Raw genomic sequence first — 18,782 nt, 5'->3', positions numbered from 1 at the left:
TGCTGCCTCAGGCGGCTGCTCGAGCACACCGGTCGACGACCGAACCGCGGTGACGTGCCCACGTGTGATGGTTGACTGCGTAGTCGGAGAGGGAGCCTGATGAGCGTTCACAAGCTCAGCCGTGCGGATGCGCAGCAGATTGCGATCTGCGCGCAGCTCCTGCAGCGCGAACGACCGTCCGAGCTGGTCGACATGGTTCGCCACCTGACCCTCCTTCAGCTGGACCCGACCTCGGCCATCGCCCCGTCGGCTGATCTCGTGTCCTGGAGCAGGCTCGGGAGCGCGTACTCGCCACAAGACCTGCTCCGGGCCCTGGACGACCGCGAGCTCATCGAGGTCGGGTCGACGATCCGCCCCGCGGAGGACGTGGCCCTGTACCGGGCCGAGATGCTGTGCTTGCGTGACCGGCCGCCCGTCGCCGACTGGGAGAAGCGGTTCCGCGCCTGGCTCCACGCCAACGACGCATGCCGGCAGGACATCCTCGAGCGACTGGCGACGAACGGCCCGCTGCCGTCACGCGACATCCCGGACACCTGCGTCGTTCCGTGGAAGTCCACCGGCTGGACGAACGACCAGAACGTCATCCGCCTGCTCGGGATCATGGCGGAGCTGGGGGAGGTGGCGATCGCGGGCCGGCGGGGCCGCGATCGGCTGTGGGACCTGGCCGGCCGGGTGTATCCGGACGATCCCATCCCGGCCGAGGAGGAGGCGGCGCGCTCGCGCAACGAGCGGCGGCTGCGTTCCCTGGGGATCGCGCGCACCAAGTCGACGAAGGTGCCGGTCGAGCCCTACGACGTCGGTGAGGCAGGCGAGGCAGCCGTCGTGGAGGGGGTCAAGGGCGAGTGGCGCGTCGACCCGGTCTATCTCGGGCGCTCGTTCGAGGGGCGCGCCGCTCTGCTGTCACCGTTCGACCGGCTGATCCACGACCGCAAGCGGGCTACCGAGCTGTTCGACTTCGAGTACGGCCTCGAGATGTACAAGCCCGCCGCGAAGCGTCGGTGGGGCTACTTCGCCCTCCCGATCCTGTTCGACGACCGCCTGGTCGGGAAGCTCGACGCGGTCGCGGACCAGAAGGCAGGGGTGTTGCGTGTCAACGCTGTGCACGAGGACGAGGCGTTCACCGACGCGATGGCGGCGGCGGTCGATGCGGAGGTCGACGCGCTGGGGGCGTGGCTGGCGCTGCCCGTCGTACGGTCCTGAGCCATCCCGTGCCGTCGGCTGCGGCACGGACGACGACGGCACGGACGACGACGGAGGGAGACACGTGAGCGATCCACGTGAGGGCTGTCTCGACCCGACTCATCCCCACGTGTGGGCGGTGAGCGACCTGCACGTCGGGCACGAGGCGAACCAGCGCGTCGTCGACTCGCTGAGAGCGCAGCACCCGGGCGACTGGCTGCTCGTGGCCGGTGACGTGTCCGAGTCGCCGTCACGCACCCAGGAGGTGCTGGCAGGTCTCCGTCGACGGTTCGACCGGGTGATCTGGGCTCCTGGCAACCATGAGCTCTGGACGCATCCGCACGACGAGGACCAGAGTCGTGGGGTGGCGCGCTACGAGAGCCTCGTGCGCAGGTGCCGGGCGATCGATGTGCTGACGCCCGAGGACGAGTACGCGACGTGGCGGGGCCCGGCGCACGATCTCGTGGTCGCCCCGGTCCACCTGCTGTACGACTACTCCTTCCGGGACCCTGCGGTCGATCTGGACACCGCGCTCCGCGCGGCGTGGGACGCGGGGCACGTCTTCACCGACGAGCTCCTGCTGCACCCCGACCCCTACCCGACACGTCAGGCGTGGTGCCGCGCTCGTGTCGAGCTGACGGAGAAGCGGCTGGCCGAGGTCGGCCCGGGCGTACGGCTGGTCGTGGTCGGCCACTACCCCCTCATCGAGGAGCCGGCGCGCCGGATGTTCTCGCCCCACCTCCCGATGTGGTGCGGAACCCGCCTCACCTCTGACTGGCACCAGCGTTTCCCCATCCACACCATCGTCCACGGGCACCTGCACATGCCGCGGTCTTCGGTCTACGACGGTGTGGCCGTCGAAGAGGTGTCCCTGGGCTACCCCCGGGAGTGGCGCGCCCGCGGACGACCCTTCGTGGCGCGGTCGATCGTGTGCGGAGCCGTCGGCGATCCCGCGGAGGTCGCGTCGCCGGGTTCGTGAGCGCCCGGCCGCCCGAGGTGGGTCTCGTCGGGGGGGACCTCAGGCTCGGCCGACGGACGTGAGGGCGGTCGAGATCGCGCCGGCGAGGCGCTCGGCCGCCTCCGGGCCGGCCTCCGCGACGAACATCGACGGCTCGGTCAGCTCGAGCTCCAGCACCTGCGGCGACCCGTCGGGCCCGGTGACGACGTCCACCCGTGCGTACAGCAGGTCGAGCCCGCCGCCGAGCGTCTTGCGCGCCGCGCGCAGCGCCTTCTCGGCGACCTTCGTCTGGGTGGGGCTCGCAGCGCTGGTGGTGATCCGCTTCCGGGCCTCCCGTTCGGCAGGGACGCCCTCGCCCGGCGCCAGCAGGGGCGACTTGTTCATCGTGTGCGAGAGCGTGCCCCCGACGTACAGCAGGGCGGTCTCGCCCTCGGCGTCGACGGCCTCGACGTACGGCTGCAGCATCGTGGGGCGACCGGCAGCCAGCAGCTCGCGGCTGTGCGCGACGGCGTCATCGATGCTGCTCCACCGGCCGGTGTCGCGCGAGCCGGCCGAGATCGTCGGCTTCACCACCCACTCCTGCTCGTCGACGGAGACACCGAGGTGGTCGGCCAGCGCCTCGACGGTGGCGGAGTCGTCGACGTCCCACGCCGTCGGGACGACCGGGCACTCGTACTGGTCGAGGTCGCGCAGGTAGGTCTTGTCGGTGTTCCAGGCGAGCACGTCGGCGCGGTTGCGCAGTCGCGGGACGGCTCGCGCCCAGGCCAGGAACTCGTCGCGCCGCGCGGTGTAGTCCCACGTCGTGCGGACCACGGTGAGCGCGTAGCGGTGCCAGTCGACGCTCTCGTCGTCCCAGGTCTCGACACTCGCCTCGTGGCCGAGTCCGGCGAGCGCCTCGGCGAGCAGCTTCACCTCGGGGTGGTCGTGCAGGTCGGCGGAGCTGGCGAGCGCGATCAGGGCCACGGGCTTCCTCTCGTCGGTGGGCAGCCCGTCCACGCTACGGCATCGCCCTGTCAGTTCCCTGGAAGGTCCGCGAGCCGGTCGCGAGCCGGTCGCGCCCCGGTCGCGCCCCGCGCCGACCCCGCACGTTGCCAGCGCGTTGACACCGTGCGGGCCGCTCCCTAGCGTCCGAGAGGTCCGATGAGTTCGGGTGCCGCGCCCGGTCTGATGAGGACGAGACTCTTCGACGGATGGAGCTGGGGGACTGCGATGGAGACGATGCTGCTCATCGGCACGCGCAAGGGGATGTGGATCGGGCGGTCGCCCGACCGTCGGGAGTGGACGCTGACGGGCCCGCACTTCCCGATGACGGCGGTCTACGCGGCCTGCATCGACACGCGCGAGCCGGGGCCGCGGCTGCTCGCCGGCACGATGAACGAGCACTTCGGGCCCCAGGTCAGCTGGTCCGACGACCTGGGGGAGACGTGGTCGTCGACGCCCGAGGGCGGGATCCGGTTCCCCGAGGACACGGAGACGGCGCTGGAGCAGGTCTGGCAGCTGACCCCGGGCACGGAGCCGGGCGTGGTGTGGGCCGGGACCCAGCCCTCGGCACTGTTCCGCTCCGACGACCGCGGCGAGACGTACGAGATCGTGCGGGCGCTGTGGGACCACCCGCACCGGCCGGAGTGGGGCGCGGGGTACGGCGGGCAGGCGATCCACACGATCGTGCCGGATCCCAAGGACCCCGACGCGATGCTGGTCGCGATGTCGACCGGCGGGGTCTACCGGACCGCCGACGCCGGTGCGAGCTGGGCGCCGAGCAACAAGGGGATCAAGGCGTACTTCTTCCCCGACCCGTGGCCCGAGTTCGGCCAGTGCGTGCACAAGGTCGCGGCGCACCCGGACAAGCCCGAGCGGTTCTACGCCCAGAATCACCACGGCGTCTACCGCTCCGACGACGGGGGCGACACGTGGACGTCGATCGCGGACGGGCTGCCGAGCGACTTCGGGTTCCCGATCGTGGTGCACCCGTCGAACCCGGACACCGTCTACGTCTTCCCGCTCGTCGCGGACTCCGACCGGATGCCCCCGGACGCGAAGGCCCGGGTCTGGCGCTCCGACGACGCCGGCGAGACCTGGCGCGAGCTGTCGGACGGACTGCCCGAGCCGTTCTACGCGGCGGTGATGCGCGACGCGTTCCGCGCCGACGACGGCCCGGCGCACGGACTGCCGGCAGGGCTCTACCTCGGCGCCCGCGACGGCACGGTCTACGCGAGCGCGGATGAAGGGGCGACCTGGTCGCAGGTCGCGAGCCACCTGCCGGACGTGATGAGCGTACGGGCGGCTGTGCTGCCCTGATCCGGGCTGTCTCACGCAGCATCAGGGCCTGGCCCTGGATCACGAAAGATCAAGTTCCCCAACTTGATTCGCTGGAATCAGGCTCTTGAACTTGTTATCGTACGAGCGTGTTCGTGATGACGCTCGATCAGCGGCGCAGCCGGCGGGAGCCGGATGCGGTGCCGGACCTGCTCGCGGCGCTCGCCGACGACGGCCTCCGTACGGTCCTGCCCTTCGACCGCACCGCCGGCGACGAGGTGCAGGGGCTGCTCGACGACCCTGCCGCGGTCCTCGACGTCGTCGTCCGCGCTCTCCGTACGGGTCGGTGGTCGATCGGGATCGGGGTCGGCCCGACCGAGGAGCCGCTCCCCGACGTGGTCCGCGCCGGCCGCGGCCCCGCGTACGTCGATGCCCGTGACGCGGTCGAGGCTGCGAAGCGTGCCGCGCACCCCGTCTGCGTCCGCGCCACCGAGGCGCCGGAGGCGGCCGAGGATGCGGAGACCGCGCTGTGGCTGCTCGCGGCCGTGCTCGAGCGCCGCAGCGACGCGGGGTGGGAGGCGGTCGACGTCCGCGCGGTGCACCCGACCCAGGCTGCGGCCGCCGAGGCGCTGGGCATCTCCGCGCAGGCGATGTCGCAGCGGCTCGATGTCGCGGGGTGGACCGACGAGGGCCGAGGCCGTAGTCTCGCCGGACGCTTGCTCGCCCGCGCCGACCGTCCGGAGGAGGGGCCGCGATGACCGCGCTCGTGATCGTCGTGCTGGCCGCCTGTCTCGCGCTCCCGGGGTGGGCGTTCGTCCGCGACCCGCGCGGGGTGCGGCTGGTCGGGGGCGCGCTGACCGTGGCGTGGGCCGCGGCGATCGTGGCGACGCTGTTCGACGGTCGGGTCGATGGTGAGACGACCCAGGACGTGCTGGTGCTGTTCGCGCTGCTGCTGGCCGTCGCGGGCGGTGCGGTCGTCACGGCGGCCGCGTTCCTCGTGATCGACCAGGGCCGTACGGAGGTCGGCGGGGAGCCGCCTCGGATCCAGGCGGCGGGGCAGGTGCTGCGCGGCGGCGCGTGGATCGGGGCGCTGGAGCGGTTCGCGGTGTTCGGCGCCCTGGCCGCCCGGTGGCCCGAGGGGGTCGCGATCGTCCTCGCGGTCAAGGGGCTCGGCCGCTACCCGGAGCTCCGTACGGGCGCGTCCGCCGGCACCGCCGAGCGGTTCATCATCGGCACCATGGTCAGCGTGATCTGGGCCTCCGGCTGCGTCTACGTCGCGCTCGCCCCGTACGTGCTCCCCCTCACCGCTCTGTGACACCGGCCCCGATTCCGTCGCGGCGGAACGGGCGTGGCGTCACGAACCGCGGAAGGGGTACGGGGTGGCGTCCGCATCGTGACATGGGTGGCCGGAGGATGAGATCACGTTGCGCGGTCGTAGTCTTGTATGCATGGCGTCCGAGACCCCCGACATCAAGCCCCGCAGCCGCGACGTGACCGACGGACTCGAGAAGGCGGCCGCACGCGGCATGCTCCGGGCCGTCGGCATGGGCGACGACGACTGGGAGAAGCCGCAGATCGGCGTCGCGTCGAGCTGGAACGAGATCACCCCGTGCAACCTGCCGCTCGACCGGCTCGCGGACGCGGTCAAGAACGGCGTGCACGCGGCCGGCGGCTACCCGCTCGAGTTCGGCACGATCTCGGTCTCCGACGGCATCTCGATGGGCCACGAGGGGATGCACTACTCGCTGGTCTCGCGCGAGGTGATCGCCGACTCCGTCGAGGTCGTGATGCAGGCCGAGCGGCTCGACGGCTCCGTCACCCTCGCCGGGTGCGACAAGTCGCTGCCCGGCATGCTGATGGCGGCCGCGCGGCTCGACCTCGCCAGCGTCTTCCTGTACGCGGGGTCGATCATGCCGGGCCAGGTCGACGGCAAGGACGTCACGATCATCGACGCGTTCGAGGCCGTCGGTGCCTGCCTGCGCGGTCTGATCACCCGCGAGGAGGTCGACCGCGTGGAGCGGGCGATCTGCCCGGGCGAGGGCGCCTGCGGCGGCATGTACACCGCCAACACCATGGCCGCCGTCGCCGAGGCGCTCGGCATGTCGCTGCCGGGCTCGGCCGCCCCGCCGGCGGTCGACCGGCGCCGCGACGGGTTCGCGCACCGCTCCGGGGAGGCGGTCGTCGGGCTCCTCCGCCAGGGCATCACCGCCCGCCAGATCATGACCCGCGAGGCGTTCGAGAACGCCATCGCCGTCGTGATGGCGCTCGGCGGCTCGACGAACGCGGTGCTCCACCTGCTCGCGATCGCGCGCGAGGCCGAGGTCGACCTGAGTCTCGACGACTTCAACCGGATCGGCGACAAGGTCCCGCACCTCGGCGACCTCAAGCCGTTCGGCCGCTACGTGATGAACGACGTCGACAAGGTCGGCGGCATCCCGGTCATCATGAAGGCGCTGCTCGATGCCGGCCTGATGCACGGCGACACGCTCACGGTCACCGGCAAGACGATGGCCGAGAACCTCGACGAGCTGGTCACGACCACGGTCGACGGCGACGTGATCCGCAAGCTCGAGAACCCGATCCACGCCACCGGCGGCCTCACGATCCTGCGCGGCACGCTCGCACCGGAGGGCGCGGTCGTGAAGAGCGCCGGGTTCGACTCCGACGTCTTCTCCGGGACCGCGCGCGTCTTCGACGGCGAGCAGGCCGCGATGGAGGCGCTGGCCGACGGCACGATCACCGGCGGCGACGTCGTCGTGATCCGCTACGAGGGCCCGAAGGGCGGCCCGGGGATGCGCGAGATGCTCGCGATCACCGGTGCGATCAAGGGGGCCGGCCTCGGCAAGGACGTCCTGCTGCTCACCGACGGACGCTTCTCCGGCGGCACCACCGGCCTGTGCGTCGGCCACGTGGCGCCCGAGGCGGTCGACGGCGGCCCGATCGCGTTCGTCGAGGACGGCGACCCGATCACGCTCGACGTCGCGAACCGCCGTCTCGACGTCGACATCGACGACGCCGAGCTCGAGCGCCGCCGTACGGGCTGGTCGCCGACGCTGCCCGACGTGCCGCCGCGCGGCGTGCTCGCCAAGTACTCCCGGCTCGTCGGCTCCGCGGCCGACGGGGCCGTGCTGGGCTGACCTGCGATGGGGGAGGCCGCCGTGATGTGGGACGGCGGTCTCGACATGCGAGATGGAGACGGCGCTGGCTTGACCGGGGTCGGGGCGTCGGCGACCCTGGTTCCGTGCGCAACATCATTCTCGTACGTCACTGACGCGCGACCGGCCACCGGTCACGCGTCGCCCCTCGAATGCCCGCCCGGGCCGAGGGGTTTTTTGTTGCCCACGACCATCACCACGAGCAGCGGCACAACGAGCAGCGGCGAGGATGCCGAAGCCGGAAGGGAAAGCGATGAGTGAGCAGATCACCGGGGCCCAGTCTCTGATCCGTGCCCTGGAGCACGCCGGGGTCGAGGTCGTCTTCGGCATTCCCGGTGGCGCCGTCCTTCCGGCGTACGACCCGCTCTTCGACTCCGAGCAGATCCGCCACATCCTCGTCCGGCACGAGCAGGGCGCGGGCCACGCCGCCCAGGGGTACGCGGTGGCGACCGGCCGCGTCGGCGTCTGCATGGCGACCTCCGGCCCCGGCGCGACGAACCTCGTCACCGCGATCGCCGACGCGCACATGGACTCGGTCCCGATCGTCGCGGTCACCGGTCAGGTCACCAGCGCCTCGATCGGCACCGACGCCTTCCAGGAGGCGGACATCCGCGGCATCACGATGCCGATCACCAAGCACTCGTACCTCATCACCGACCCGGCCGAGATCCCGCGGGCCGTCGCCGAGGCGTTCCACATCGCCTCCACCGGCCGCCCGGGCCCGGTGCTCGTCGACATCTCCAAGGACGCGCTCCAGAGCATGACGGAGTTCGCGTGGCCGGCCGAGCTGTCGCTGCCGGGCTACCGTCCGACGACGAAGCCGCACGGCAAGCAGGTCCGCGAGGCCGCGCGGCTGATCGCGGCCGCCAAGCGGCCCGTGCTGTACGTCGGGGGCGGCGTTGTCAAAGCGAACGCCTCGGCCGAGCTCAAGGTGCTCGCCGAGATGACCGGCATCCCGGTCGTCACCACGCTGATGGCGCGCGGTGCGTTCCCCGACAGCCACGACCTGCACCTCGGCATGCCCGGCATGCACGGCACCGTGGCCGCGGTCGGCGCGCTCCAGAAGAGCGACCTGCTGATCTCGCTCGGCGCACGCTTCGACGACCGGGTGACCGGCGAGCTGTCGTCGTTCGCCCCGGGCGCCAAGGTCATCCACGCCGACATCGACCCGGCCGAGATCTCCAAGAACCGCGTCGCCGACGTCCCGATCGTGGGCGACTGCCGCGAGGTGATCGCCGACCTCGTCGTCGCGCTGCAGGTCGAGTACGCCGACAACCCCGCCGACTACGCGTCCTGGCGCACGTACACGACCGGGATCCGCGAGCGCTACCCGCTCGGCTACGAGCCGGCCGAGGACGGCGGCCTCGCGCCGCAGCAGGTGATCGAGCGGATCAGCGCGCTGTCGGGGCCCGAGGTGACCTTCACCGCCGGCGTCGGTCAGCACCAGATGTGGGCCGCGAACTTCCTCGACCACGAGCGCCCGGCCCGCTGGATCAACTCCGGCGGCATGGGCACGATGGGCTTCTCCGTGCCCGCCGCGATGGGCGCCCAGGTCGCGCGACCCGGCGAGCCGGTCTGGGCGATCGACGGCGACGGCTGCTTCCAGATGACCAACCAGGAGCTGGCCACCTGCGCCCTCGAGGGGATCCCGATCAAGGTCGCGGTCATCAACAACTCCTCGCTCGGGATGGTCCGGCAGTGGCAGACGCTGTTCTACGGCGGCCGCTACTCCAACACCGACCTCCAGACCGGTCCCGACGCCGCCCGGATCCCGGACTTCGTCAAGCTCGCCGACGCGTACGGGTGCGTGGGCCTGCGCTGCGAGCGCGCCGAGGACCTCGACGCGGTGATCGAGAAGGCGATGTCCATCAACGACGTCCCCGTCGTGATCGACTTCGTCGTCCACCGCGACGCGATGGTGTGGCCGATGGTCGCCGCCGGCGTCAGCAACGACATGATCCAGATCGCGCGCGACATGGCGCCCGACTTCGGAGAGGAAGAGCTGTGAGCACCCACACCCTGTCCGTCCTGGTCGAGAACACCCCCGGTGTGCTGGCTCGTGTGTCGAGCCTGTTCATGCGGCGCGGGTTCAACATCGAGTCGCTGGCGGTCGGCCCCACCGAGTATCCGGAGATCTCCCGGATGACGATCGTGGTCAACGTCGACGAGCTCCCGCTCGAGCAGGTCACCAAGCAGCTCAACAAGCTCGTCCAGGTCCTCAAGATCGTCGAGCTCGAGCCGGAGTCGGCCGTCGAGCGCGAGCTGATGCTGATCAAGGTCCGGGCCGACTCCCAGACCCGTGGACAGGTCCTCGAGACCGTCCAGCTGTTCCGCGCCAAGGTCGTCGACGTCGCGCCCGACGCCGTGACGATCGAGGCGACCGGCGACCCGGGCAAGCTCGCGGCGATGCTGCGGGTGCTCGAGCCGTTCGGCATCCGCGAGATCGCGCAGTCCGGACGCGTGGCGATCGGCCGTGGTGGCCGCTCGATCACCGACCGGGCCCTGCGTTCGGTCACGCCGTCGTCGACCCAGACCGCCTGAGCCGACGCACCCCGCCGTACCGGCCTGTCCGGTCCGGCACCCGAAGACCCACCGGCACAACGAGAAGGAGCCAACCCGTGCCTGAGCTGTACTACGACGACGACGCCGACCTGAGCGTCATCCAAGGCCGGAGCGTGGCCGTGCTGGGCTACGGCAGCCAGGGCCACGCCCACGCGCTGTCGCTGCGTGACTCCGGCGTCGACGTCCGCGTCGGCCTGCCGGAGGGATCGAAGAGCCGCGACAAGGCCGAGGCCGAGGGTCTGCGGGTCCTCACCCCGGCCGAGGCCGCCGCCGAGGCCGACGTGATCGTCATCCTGGCGCCGGACCACGTCCAGCGGAACCTCTACTCCGAGTCGGTCGAGCCGAACCTCAACGACGGCGACGCGCTGATCTTCGGACACGGCTTCAACATCCGCTTCGGCTACATCAAGCCCCCGGCCGGTGTCGACGTCGGCATGATCGCCCCGAAGGGCCCGGGCCACCTGGTCCGTCGCGAGTACGTCGAGGGCCGTGGCGTCCCGGTGCTCGTGGCCGTCGAGCAGGACGCGACCGGCAACGCCTGGCCGCTCGTCCTCTCGTACGCGAAGGGGATCGGCGGTCTGCGTGCCGGCGGCATCAAGACCACGTTCACCGAGGAGACCGAGACCGATCTCTTCGGCGAGCAGGCCGTGCTCTGCGGCGGCATGTCGGCGCTGGTCCAGGCCGGCTTCGAGACGCTGACCGAGGCCGGCTACCAGCCCGAGGTCGCGTACTTCGAGTGCCTCCACGAGCTCAAGCTGATCGTCGACCTGATGTACGAGGGCGGCATCGCCAAGCAGCGCTGGTCGGTCTCCGACACCGCCGAGTACGGCGACTACGTGTCGGGCCCGCGGGTCATCGACAGCCGCGTCAAGGACACCATGAAGGACGTCCTCGACGACATCAAGAGCGGCGCGTTCGCTGAGCGCTTCATCGCCGATCAGGACGCCGGTGCGCCGGAGTTCAAGAAGTTCCGCGAGGAGAGCGAGCAGCACCCGATCGAGGCCACCGGCCGCGAGCTGCGTCAGCTCATGGCGTGGGTGAAGAGCACCGACGACGACTACACGGAGGGCACCGCCGCCCGCTGACGCGACGCGGCTCCGTACCTCCTCGACGGCCCGGGCACCCCTGCGTACGGCAGGTGCCCGGGCCGCCGTACGTCCCGACCGCGATTCGTCGAGTTGCGGTCGGATCTGCGCCTGCGATTCGCGCCGGAACTCGACGAATCGCGGTCGCATGGGTGGGCTGGGTACGGGGTGGTGCGGGCGGTAGGGTGGGCGGCGAAGTCGATGGCCGGGGTGCCCGCAGGGCTGAGAACACACCCGCCGAACCTGATCCGGGTCATGCCGGCGAGAGGGAGCCACTGATGCTCGAACCATCCACCGTCGCCCACGTCCACACGCGTCTGCGCGAGACGTCACCGCTGGTGCAGGTCATCACGAACTACGTGTCGATGGACATCGCGGCCAACCTGCTGAACGCCGCCGGCGCCTCGCCGGCGATGGTCCACGACGCGCACGAGTCCGGCGAGTTCGCCCGGATCGCCGGCGCCGTGGTGGCCAACATCGGCACGCTGTCGGACCCGTGGGTCGACGGCATGCTCGCCGCGGTCGCGCAGGCCGAGGCCGACGGGACGCCGTGGATCCTCGACCCGGTCGCGGTCGGCGCCACCACCTTCCGTCGCGACACGGTCGACCGGCTGCTCGAGCACAACCCCGCGGTGATCCGCGGCAACGCCAGCGAGATCCTGGCGATCGCCACCTCGGCCGGTGCCGGACGCGGCGTGGACGCCGACGCGGCGGTCGAGGACGTACGGTCCGACGCGGAGGCGCTCGCGTCCAAGCTTGGCACGGTGGTCGCGATGACGGGCGCCACCGACCTCGTCACCGACGGCACCCGTTCGGTCACGATCACCGGCGGTGACCCGAGGGCGCCGATGATCACCGCGCTGGGCTGCTCGGCGAGCGCGCTGGTCGCCGCGTGCTGCGCGGTCCACGACGACGCGCTGGAGGCGTCCGCGTCGGCGCTCGCGATCCTGTCGGCCGCCGTCGAGAAGGCCGGCGAGAAGGCCGAGGGGCCCGGCTCGCTGCGCTGGCGGCTGCTGGACGCCCTGTCGACGCTGAGCGCCGACGAGGCCGCCGCGGTCGCGGCCCGCTGAGCCGCGCGATGGACCTGCGGCTCTACCTGGTCTCGGGCGACGTCCCGCTAGGCTCGGACCTGATCGACGTGCTGGAGCAGGCTGCGCTGGGCGGTGCGGCGACGATCCAGCTCCGGCTCAAGGGCGCATCGCCCGCCGAGCGCGTACGGCGGGCCGCTGAGGCGGCCGAGCGGCTCGCTCCGATCGGCACCACGTTCGTGGTCAACGACGACATCGACGCCGCGCTGGCGGTCGAGGGCGCCGGGCTGCACGTCGGCCCGGACGACCTGCACCCGGCGGCCGCCCGTGAAGCGCTCGGCCCCGACCGCGTGATCGGTTGGTCGTTGCACGACCTCGCGCAGCTCGACGACGCCGAGGCGCTCGCCGCGTCCGACTACCTCGCGGTGAGCCCGGTCTGGCCGACGCCGACAAAGCCCGACACCACCGCGCCGTGGGGGCTCGACGGCGTCCGCCGATTGCGCGACGCCGTACCGCCCGAGGTGCCGCTGCTCGCGATCGGCGGCATCGACGCGACCAACGCCGCGTCGGTGATCGACGCCGGTGCCGACGGGATCTGCGTGGTGTCGGCGATCTGCGCCGCCCCCGACCCGTACGGCGCCGCGATCGGGCTGCGCCGGGTCGTGGATGCCGCGCTGGACGAGAGGAGCATGCGATGACCAGCGTGCCCGTGATGCTGTCGATCGCCGGCTCCGACCCGTCGGGCGGAGCCGGGATCCAGGCCGACCTCAAGACCGCCACGGCGCTCGGGGTGTACGGCGCAGCGGCGCTGACCGCGCTCACCGTCCAGAACACCCGGGGCGTGACCGGGATCCACGGTGTCCCGCCGGCGTTCGTGGCCGACCAGGTCCGCGCGGTGCTGGACGACCTCGAGGTCGGCGCGATCAAGATCGGCATGCTCGGCACGGCCGACGTCGTCGACGCGGTCGCCGAGGTCCTCGCCGGCACCGACGTCCCCGTCGTGCTCGACCCGGTGATGGTGGCGACGTCGGGGGACCGGCTCGTGCCGGAGGACGCGGTCGAGGCGATCCGCGACCGGCTCGTGCCGAGGGCCACGGTCGTCACCCCGAACGTCCCCGAGGCCGCGGTGCTCGCCGGGGTCGCGCCGGCGCGGAGCGTCGACGACCTGGGCGCGGCCTCCCGGGCGCTGCGCGAGGCCGGTGCCGCAGCGGCACTGGTCAAGGGCGGCCACCTCGGCGGTCCCGAGAGCGTCGACGTGCTCGCCGACACCGCGGGCGTGCGGGCGTACGCGTCGCCGCGGGTCGCGACCCGCAACACCCACGGCACCGGCTGCACGCTGTCGTCGGCGATCGCGTCCGGGATCGCCTCGGGCCTCGCGCTGCGCGACGCCGTCGGGGCCGCCAAGGACTACCTGGACGGCGCGCTGGACGCCGGCGCCGACCTCGAGATCGGGCACGGGCACGGGCCCGTCGACCACCTCTGGAGGACACGATGAGCTTCTCGGCCGACGCCTGGGACGAGGTCGCGGACTGGTACGACGCGATCCTCGCCCACCCGTTCGTCAGCGGGCTGGCCGACGGGACGCTGCCGACCGAGGTCTACACGCGCTACCTGCTCGACGACGCGCACTACCTCGCGTCGTACGCCGGGACGCTGGCGATGCTGTCGGCCCGCGCCGGCGAACCCGCACTCGCGGCGGACCTGGCCCGCGCCGCCGCGGAGGCCGTCGACGCCGAACGGCTGCTGCACCAGCAGTTCCTCGCACCGCTCGGGATCGATCCCGACTCGCCCGACGCTGCGGAGCCGACGCCGACCTGTCGCGCCTACGTGGGCACGCTCCAGACCGACGCGGCGTACGCGCCGGTGGAGGTCGGTCTCGCCGGCGTCCTGCCGTGCTTCCGGGTCTACCTCGAGGTCGGACGCGCCATCGCTGCGCGCGCCGCCGACCCCGACCACCCGTACCGCGCGTGGATCGACACCTACTCCGACCCCGCGTTCGACGCGGCGGTCACGCGGGTGGAGGACTGGACCGACAAGCTCGCGGCCGCGGCGGCCCCGGGGCGGCGCGCGGAGATGCTCGCGGCGTACGTCCGGGCGACGCGGTTCGAGTGGATGTTCTGGGACGCGTCCTGGCGCGGGGAGACCTGGCCGGAGGCCGGCGGAGCTGCCTGACGATCGGCGTCCAGGTTCGCCGTACGGAACGTGCCTGCGTTCGGTCCACGACCACGGACGTGCCTGCGTTCCGTACCGCAGGCCGGTCGCGCTGCAGGCATCTGCGTCGCCGGTGGGACGCGGCGGGCGGACGTGCCTGCGTTGGAACCGCCTGCGGCTGCGGAACGCAGGCGCCTGCGTCCAGGAGTATCGACCGCAGGCGCGTACGTCGGGACGTGCCGCGCCGGTCGGCTCGGCTCAGACCGAGTCGGACGTCGAGTCGGCGCGCCGCAGCTCGGACTGCGAGAGGACGTTGACCGTCAAGCCGTGCTGCCACGCCTCGTGACGGAGGAACCCCACGACGGAGTCCACGGACCCCTTCGATGCGATCGGCAGATCCCACGCTTCGGCACTCCCGCGGCCCCGGGTGCGTACGTAGACCCAGCCGAACTCGGGCGCGCCCCACAGCAGATCGAGGAGCTGGAAGACCCCGATGTTCGGAAGGATCACGGCGACGTAGTCGACCTCGGTCCAGGTGACCGAAGCGAGCTCCTTGCCGGTGCGGTCCCGCATGCCGAGGGCGGTCACGCTCGAGACGAGCTCGCGGCCCCCGAACCGCGTGTGCCAGTGCCGCACGCGGAGCGCGGTCGCGACCACCACGACGACGACGCCGATCGGGAGGACGAGGTCGGCGCGGCCGGGGAAGAACGGGCCACCGACGACGAGGACCGCGCAGCACATCATGATCGCGGCGGGCGTCGCCACCTTGACGAGGTCCGACCGCAGGCTCGGCGATCGCCAGACCCCAACGTCACTCATGAAGTCTCTCCTGCGGTTGGGTGCCCCCGGTCGGCGGCATCAGCGTACGCGGTGCGGCAGGACCGACTCGCCGTCAGGCCGTGAGCGGTGTCGCACGGCGGACGGGAGGGAGGGTCCGCCCGCTGCGGACGTCCTCCCACGCCGCCGCGAGCCGGGCCAGCGCGTCGTCGGGTTCGCCGGACTCGGGTCCGTACGGCAGCCGCAGGGCGGTCTCGCCACCGCCGTCGACGAAGAACCGCGGCCCGGCCGTGAGCAGCAGGTCGTGCTGCTCGGCGGCGAGCACGAGCCGCGTCGACGCCCGGGCGGGGAGGCGAATCCAGAGCGAGAGGCCACCGGCGGGACGGTTCGGGCGCCATCCGTCGAACGGGGACTCGCCGAGCGCAGCGAGCAGGGCGTCTCGGGCACGCCGTGCCTGGCCGAGCCGCTCCGCCAGCACGTTCTCGCGGTCGTCGAGGAGCTCGGCGACCGCGAGCTGCTCCAGCACCGGGGTCCCGAGGTCGCCGGTCTCGCGGGCGGCGACGAGCCGCGGTACGAGGGCGTGCGGGGCGCGGATCCACCCGACTCGCAGGCCGCCCCAGTACGACTTGCTCGCGGATCCGAGCGTGATCGCGCCGGGGTGGTGCGCCGCGTACGGGAGGGGCATCTCTGGCGCACCACCGCCTGGCGCTCCACTGCCTGGCGCTCCAACGCCTCGTGGTCCACCGCTCGGGGCGCCCGGCCGACCCAGCGCGATGTCGACCATCGTCTCGTCGACGATCGGGGTCGCGGACGCCCGGCGCAGGACCGCTGCGGACCCGGCCCGGTCCTCGTCGTCGGCGAGCGCGCCGGTGGGGTTGTGGAAGTCGGGGATGAGGTAGGCCCACCCGACCGGGGCCGCCCGCAGCGTCGCGGCGAGGGCGTCGACGTCGAGCCGCTCGCCGTCGTGGGCGATGCCGTGCAGCCGGACACCGTCGCGGCGCAGGGCGTCGATGGCGTTCGGGTACGTCGGGCTCTCGACCGCGCACCGCTCGCCGCGGGACATCACCGTCCTCGCGACGAGGTTCAAGGCCGCCATCGCGCCGGACGTGACGACGATCTGCTCGGGATCGGTCGGCAGGCCCCGGTCGGCGTAGCGCTGCGCGATCCGTTCCCGCAGCACGGCGACGCCCGCGGTCTCGTACCCGCTGTGCGGGAGGTACGCCGGCAGCCGCTCGAGCGCGGCTGCGTACGCCCGTCCGACTCCGGCGGCGGCCGGGCCCGCGGCGACGGTCCAGGCGACCGCCGCGGTACCGCGGGGCGTCGACGACCGCGGGCGGTGCCCGGCAGGCAGGGTGACCGTGCTCCCCGAACCACGCCGCGACGACACGAACCCGACCTCCCGCAGCGTCGCGTACGCCCGGGTGACCGTCGTGCGGCTGACGGGCAGGGCGGTCGTGAGCTCGCGCTCGCTCGGCAGGCGCGTCCCCGCAGCGATCCGACCGTCCAGCACGAGGAGCCGGATCGTGTCGGCGAGCTCGCGGTAGCCAGGCACGTCGGCCTCGTCGAGGTCGAGCAGGGCGCGGAGCCGCGATGCGGACACAGTGGGAGTGGTCACGTAAGCCACTATCCCATGATTGGCTATCGAAAAGTAGTCCAATCAGGACCATTCTTGAGGGCATGGCTCGCGATCCGTTCGTTCCTGACACGCTCTCCCCGCTCGCGCAGATCCGCTCCGGCGGGCTGGGGCGCCGTCTGCCGCAGCTGGTCTCAGGCCTGATGCTCTACGGCTGGTCGATGGCGCTGATGATCGAGGCCGGGCTCGGGCTGGATCCGTGGGACGTGTTCCACGAAGGGCTGACCCGGATCGTGCCGCTCACGTTCGGGCAGATCGTGATCGTCGTCGGCGCCGCGGTCCTGCTGCTGTGGATCCCGCTGCGCCAGGCGCCCGGGCTCGGCACGGTCCTCAACGTCGTACTGATCGGGATCGCCGTCGACCAGGGCCTCGCGCTCCTCCACCAGCCCGACTCGCTGGCGCTCCGTGCCGCGATGCTGGTTGCCGGGGTCGTCCTCAACGGACTGGCCGGCGCGCTCTACATCGGGGCGCGGCTCGGGCCCGGCCCGCGTGACGGGCTGTTCCTGGGACTCGTCCGCCGTACGGGGCGGAGCGTGCGGATGATGCGGACCGGCGTCGAGGTGGCGGTCCTGGCGATCGGGTTCGTGCTCGGCGGCACGGTCGGAGTCGGGACCGTGCTGTACGCGCTGGCGATCGGGCCGATCGTGCAGGCGTTCCTGCCGTGGGTCGCCGTCGCGCCGTCGATGGCGTCGTCCCTGACGCGGCCGCGATCTGAGGTAGCGACTGCGGCAGATGGCCGAGGTTCGCACGTACCTCAGAGGACGAATCTGTCGTCGTGAGAACGGCGCAGGTGGTGATCGCACCACCTGAACCGTCAGGCACCGGAGAGGGGGAGGGTCATGGACGAGATCATGAGTGCGATCGCGATCGCCGCGATCGTGGTGTCGATCGCCATCGTGACGTTGTGGTCGGCGATCGAGGCGGCGCCGCGTCGCGTGAGCACGCACCGCGGCTTCGACACCCGGACGCCGCGCCTGTGAGCGCGGCGCGCGGGTCAGACCCGGGTGGCGAGGATGACCGACGCGTCCGGTGCGACCATCACCTCGACCGCGACGAACCGTTCGTCGGTGAGCCACTGCTCGCGGACCGTGTCGACGCGACCCTCGTAGATCGGGGGCCAGGTCTGCGACGGCGTGAAGTCGTCGAGGACCGCGATGCCGCCCGGCTCCGTCAGGTCCGCGACCAGGTCGACGCTGCGCTTGACGTCCCGTACGTCCACGAACAGCAGCGAGAACGGGGCGTACTGCTCCAGCGCGCTCCAGTCGCCGGCCGTCACCTCGACCGAACCGCACTCCGCGAAGAGGTCCTGCACCGCCTCCGCGAGCGCCGGGTCGAGCTCGGCGCTGACGATGCGCGTGCCCTTGCCGACACCGCTGGCCAGCCAGGCCGACCCGACGCCGCAGCCTGTGCCGAGCTCGGCGAGCGTGCCGGTCTTCGACGCGGCGAGCGCGGCCAGGAGCCGGCCCGTCTCGTGGCGGGTCGCGGTGATGAATCCCTTGCGACGCGAGAGGTCGAGGGCGCGGCCGACGAGCGGCGGCACTTCGGTGGGGGCGCTCACGGCGTCAGTCTTTCACACCCACCCCGAGAGATCGGCGTCTCGAATCGTGGGACATCCGTGCACAACCGGTGGTCTCGACCCCGGGTCCGGCTTAGCCTGACTCCATCATGCGGAAGCTGGTCGTAATCCTCGACTGCCGCGGCGAGGCCTCTTAGGCCGACACCTCGCCGCGGTGCTTGTCGTTGGCCGACGACCCGCAGCGAGGATCCGCACACCGCATCCGTTCTCCTCCGGGGACTCGGTTCCGACGCAGGCAGCGTCCCGAGAGCTGACAGGAGAAGGAACATGTACGAGATGCAGTCCACCGAGTGGGGCCCGAGCCGTCACCGCGACGGCCACGCCGAGTCGAGCGACGCCTGGCACGCTGTCCAGACCGCGCTGGATCTGCGCGACAACGGCGGCCCGCGCCCGGACGACAACTGACCATTATCCGAGATGCC

20 protein-coding genes and 1 riboswitch are annotated in these 18,782 nt (G+C 72.1%); of the genes, 16 read left to right on the top strand and 4 right to left on the bottom strand.

Annotated elements, in window-relative coordinates:
• Nucleotides 1–99: 99 nt before the first annotated feature.
• Together CLV56_RS17810 and CLV56_RS17805 are read left to right on the top strand one after the other, a co-directional pair.
• Nucleotides 100–1,200, top strand: a complete 1,101-nt coding sequence (locus CLV56_RS17810; RefSeq protein WP_039340563.1) for a DNA glycosylase AlkZ-like family protein — start codon at nucleotides 100–102, stop codon at nucleotides 1,198–1,200.
• A gap of 64 nt (nucleotides 1,201–1,264) precedes the next feature.
• On the top strand, nucleotides 1,265–2,158 hold the full coding sequence (locus tag CLV56_RS17805; RefSeq protein WP_211288186.1) for a metallophosphoesterase family protein: 894 nt from the start codon (nucleotides 1,265–1,267) through the stop codon (nucleotides 2,156–2,158).
• Nucleotides 2,159–2,197: 39 nt separating this feature from the next.
• Here the strand turns inward: CLV56_RS17805 and CLV56_RS17800 are convergent, their stop codons facing one another.
• Entirely contained in the window at nucleotides 2,198–3,133 is a 936-nt protein-coding gene (locus CLV56_RS17800; RefSeq protein ID WP_100415365.1) for an ATP-grasp domain-containing protein, read from the bottom strand.
• A 213-nt stretch (nucleotides 3,134–3,346) separates the two neighbouring features.
• Here CLV56_RS17800 and CLV56_RS17795 point away from each other — a divergent pair, with 213 nt between their 5' ends.
• From CLV56_RS17795 to CLV56_RS17745, 11 genes are all read left to right on the top strand, one after another.
• Nucleotides 3,347–4,435 (top strand): sialidase family protein, encoded by a 1,089-nt coding sequence (locus tag CLV56_RS17795; RefSeq protein ID WP_039340558.1) that lies wholly within the window; start codon nucleotides 3,347–3,349, stop codon nucleotides 4,433–4,435.
• Between the two features lie 116 nt (nucleotides 4,436–4,551).
• Nucleotides 4,552–5,151 (top strand): SatD family protein, encoded by a 600-nt coding sequence (locus CLV56_RS17790; protein WP_245858007.1) that lies wholly within the window; start codon nucleotides 4,552–4,554, stop codon nucleotides 5,149–5,151.
• Nucleotides 5,148–5,708, top strand: a complete 561-nt coding sequence (locus CLV56_RS17785) for a hypothetical protein (protein ID WP_039340552.1) — start codon at nucleotides 5,148–5,150, stop codon at nucleotides 5,706–5,708. Before CLV56_RS17790 ends, CLV56_RS17785 begins: the two co-directional genes overlap by 4 nt.
• A gap of 133 nt (nucleotides 5,709–5,841) precedes the next feature.
• A complete protein-coding gene (gene ilvD, locus CLV56_RS17780) occupies nucleotides 5,842–7,530 on the top strand; it encodes a dihydroxy-acid dehydratase (protein ID WP_039340549.1) in 1,689 nt (562 codons plus the stop codon).
• Nucleotides 7,531–7,801: 271 nt separating this feature from the next.
• On the top strand, nucleotides 7,802–9,556 hold the full coding sequence (locus tag CLV56_RS17775; protein ID WP_039340592.1) for an acetolactate synthase large subunit: 1,755 nt from the start codon (nucleotides 7,802–7,804) through the stop codon (nucleotides 9,554–9,556).
• On the top strand, nucleotides 9,553–10,089 hold the full coding sequence (ilvN, locus tag CLV56_RS17770; RefSeq protein ID WP_039340547.1) for an acetolactate synthase small subunit: 537 nt from the start codon (nucleotides 9,553–9,555) through the stop codon (nucleotides 10,087–10,089). Before CLV56_RS17775 ends, ilvN begins: the two co-directional genes overlap by 4 nt.
• Nucleotides 10,090–10,166: 77 nt before the next feature.
• Nucleotides 10,167–11,195, top strand: coding sequence for a ketol-acid reductoisomerase (ilvC, locus tag CLV56_RS17765; RefSeq protein ID WP_039340545.1), 1,029 nt, complete (start codon nucleotides 10,167–10,169; stop codon nucleotides 11,193–11,195).
• A gap of 196 nt (nucleotides 11,196–11,391) precedes the next feature.
• Nucleotides 11,392–11,483, top strand: a riboswitch (TPP riboswitch).
• Nucleotides 11,474–12,265 (top strand): hydroxyethylthiazole kinase, encoded by a 792-nt coding sequence (thiM, locus tag CLV56_RS17760; RefSeq protein WP_039340543.1) that lies wholly within the window; start codon nucleotides 11,474–11,476, stop codon nucleotides 12,263–12,265. (Overlaps the previous riboswitch by 10 nt.)
• A gap of 8 nt (nucleotides 12,266–12,273) precedes the next feature.
• Nucleotides 12,274–12,921 (top strand): thiamine phosphate synthase, encoded by a 648-nt coding sequence (gene thiE, locus CLV56_RS17755; protein ID WP_211288185.1) that lies wholly within the window; start codon nucleotides 12,274–12,276, stop codon nucleotides 12,919–12,921.
• The gene (gene thiD / locus CLV56_RS17750) at nucleotides 12,918–13,718 is read left to right on the top strand and encodes a bifunctional hydroxymethylpyrimidine kinase/phosphomethylpyrimidine kinase (protein ID WP_039340541.1); all 801 of its coding nucleotides are present in this window, start codon (nucleotides 12,918–12,920) and stop codon (nucleotides 13,716–13,718) included. Before thiE ends, thiD begins: the two co-directional genes overlap by 4 nt.
• The gene (locus CLV56_RS17745) at nucleotides 13,715–14,395 is read left to right on the top strand and encodes a TenA family protein (protein ID WP_039340539.1); all 681 of its coding nucleotides are present in this window, start codon (nucleotides 13,715–13,717) and stop codon (nucleotides 14,393–14,395) included. Before thiD ends, CLV56_RS17745 begins: the two co-directional genes overlap by 4 nt.
• Nucleotides 14,396–14,632: 237 nt before the next feature.
• On the opposite strand, the gene CLV56_RS17740 is transcribed toward CLV56_RS17745, so the two are convergent.
• Nucleotides 14,633–15,193 carry a hypothetical protein gene (locus CLV56_RS17740; RefSeq protein WP_039340537.1) on the bottom strand — a complete coding sequence of 187 codons (561 nt, stop codon included), beginning with the start codon at nucleotides 15,191–15,193 and terminating at the stop codon, nucleotides 14,633–14,635.
• 73 nt (nucleotides 15,194–15,266) lie between these two features.
• A complete protein-coding gene (locus CLV56_RS17735) occupies nucleotides 15,267–16,766 on the bottom strand; it encodes an aminotransferase-like domain-containing protein (RefSeq protein WP_039340588.1) in 1,500 nt (499 codons plus the stop codon).
• A 62-nt stretch (nucleotides 16,767–16,828) separates the two neighbouring features.
• On the opposite strand from CLV56_RS17735, the gene yczE reads away from it, so the two are divergent.
• Both yczE and CLV56_RS20705 read left to right on the top strand, forming a co-directional pair.
• Nucleotides 16,829–17,563: a membrane protein YczE gene (gene yczE / locus CLV56_RS17730; RefSeq protein ID WP_245857986.1), complete on the top strand. Its 735-nt coding sequence runs from the start codon at nucleotides 16,829–16,831 to the stop codon at nucleotides 17,561–17,563.
• 60 nt (nucleotides 17,564–17,623) lie between these two features.
• Complete coding sequence (locus CLV56_RS20705) at nucleotides 17,624–17,764, top strand: hypothetical protein (protein WP_157805214.1); 141 nt, start codon at nucleotides 17,624–17,626, stop codon at nucleotides 17,762–17,764.
• Nucleotides 17,765–17,778: 14 nt separating this feature from the next.
• Here the strand turns inward: CLV56_RS20705 and CLV56_RS17725 are convergent, their stop codons facing one another.
• A complete protein-coding gene (locus tag CLV56_RS17725; protein ID WP_039340536.1) occupies nucleotides 17,779–18,342 on the bottom strand; it encodes an O-methyltransferase in 564 nt (187 codons plus the stop codon).
• A 285-nt stretch (nucleotides 18,343–18,627) separates the two neighbouring features.
• On the opposite strand from CLV56_RS17725, the gene CLV56_RS20700 reads away from it, so the two are divergent.
• A complete protein-coding gene (locus CLV56_RS20700) occupies nucleotides 18,628–18,765 on the top strand; it encodes a hypothetical protein (protein WP_157805213.1) in 138 nt (45 codons plus the stop codon).
• Nucleotides 18,766–18,782 lie beyond the last annotated feature (17 nt).

The organism is Mumia flava (genome assembly GCF_002797495.1).
Classification (GTDB): Bacteria; Actinomycetota; Actinomycetes; order Propionibacteriales; family Nocardioidaceae; genus Mumia; species Mumia flava.
The sequence above is the reverse complement of the archived record's forward strand: the minus strand, read 5'-3'. Positions and strand labels throughout refer to the sequence as shown.

Bases quoted from the DNA above. Each gene is read 5' to 3' on its own strand.
- CLV56_RS17810 (WP_039340563.1), top strand. From the start codon at position 100: ATGAGCGTTCACAAGCTCAGCCGTGCGGATGCGCAGCAGATTGCGATC.
- CLV56_RS17795 (WP_039340558.1), top strand. From the start codon at position 3,347: ATGGAGACGATGCTGCTCATCGGCACGCGCAAGGGGATGTGGATCGGG.
- CLV56_RS17790 (WP_245858007.1), top strand. From the start codon at position 4,552: ATGACGCTCGATCAGCGGCGCAGCCGGCGGGAGCCGGATGCGGTGCCG.
- CLV56_RS17785 (WP_039340552.1), top strand. From the start codon at position 5,148: ATGACCGCGCTCGTGATCGTCGTGCTGGCCGCCTGTCTCGCGCTCCCG.
- ilvD (WP_039340549.1), top strand. From the start codon at position 5,842: ATGGCGTCCGAGACCCCCGACATCAAGCCCCGCAGCCGCGACGTGACC.
- CLV56_RS17775 (WP_039340592.1), top strand. From the start codon at position 7,802: ATGAGTGAGCAGATCACCGGGGCCCAGTCTCTGATCCGTGCCCTGGAG.
- thiM (WP_039340543.1), top strand. From the start codon at position 11,474: ATGCTCGAACCATCCACCGTCGCCCACGTCCACACGCGTCTGCGCGAG.
- thiE (WP_211288185.1), top strand. From the start codon at position 12,274: ATGGACCTGCGGCTCTACCTGGTCTCGGGCGACGTCCCGCTAGGCTCG.
- thiD (WP_039340541.1), top strand. From the start codon at position 12,918: ATGACCAGCGTGCCCGTGATGCTGTCGATCGCCGGCTCCGACCCGTCG.
- CLV56_RS17745 (WP_039340539.1), top strand. From the start codon at position 13,715: ATGAGCTTCTCGGCCGACGCCTGGGACGAGGTCGCGGACTGGTACGAC.
- CLV56_RS17740 (WP_039340537.1), bottom strand. From the start codon at position 15,193: ATGAGTGACGTTGGGGTCTGGCGATCGCCGAGCCTGCGGTCGGACCTC.
- yczE (WP_245857986.1), top strand. From the start codon at position 16,829: ATGGCTCGCGATCCGTTCGTTCCTGACACGCTCTCCCCGCTCGCGCAG.
- CLV56_RS20705 (WP_157805214.1), top strand. From the start codon at position 17,624: ATGGACGAGATCATGAGTGCGATCGCGATCGCCGCGATCGTGGTGTCG.
- CLV56_RS20700 (WP_157805213.1), top strand. From the start codon at position 18,628: ATGTACGAGATGCAGTCCACCGAGTGGGGCCCGAGCCGTCACCGCGAC.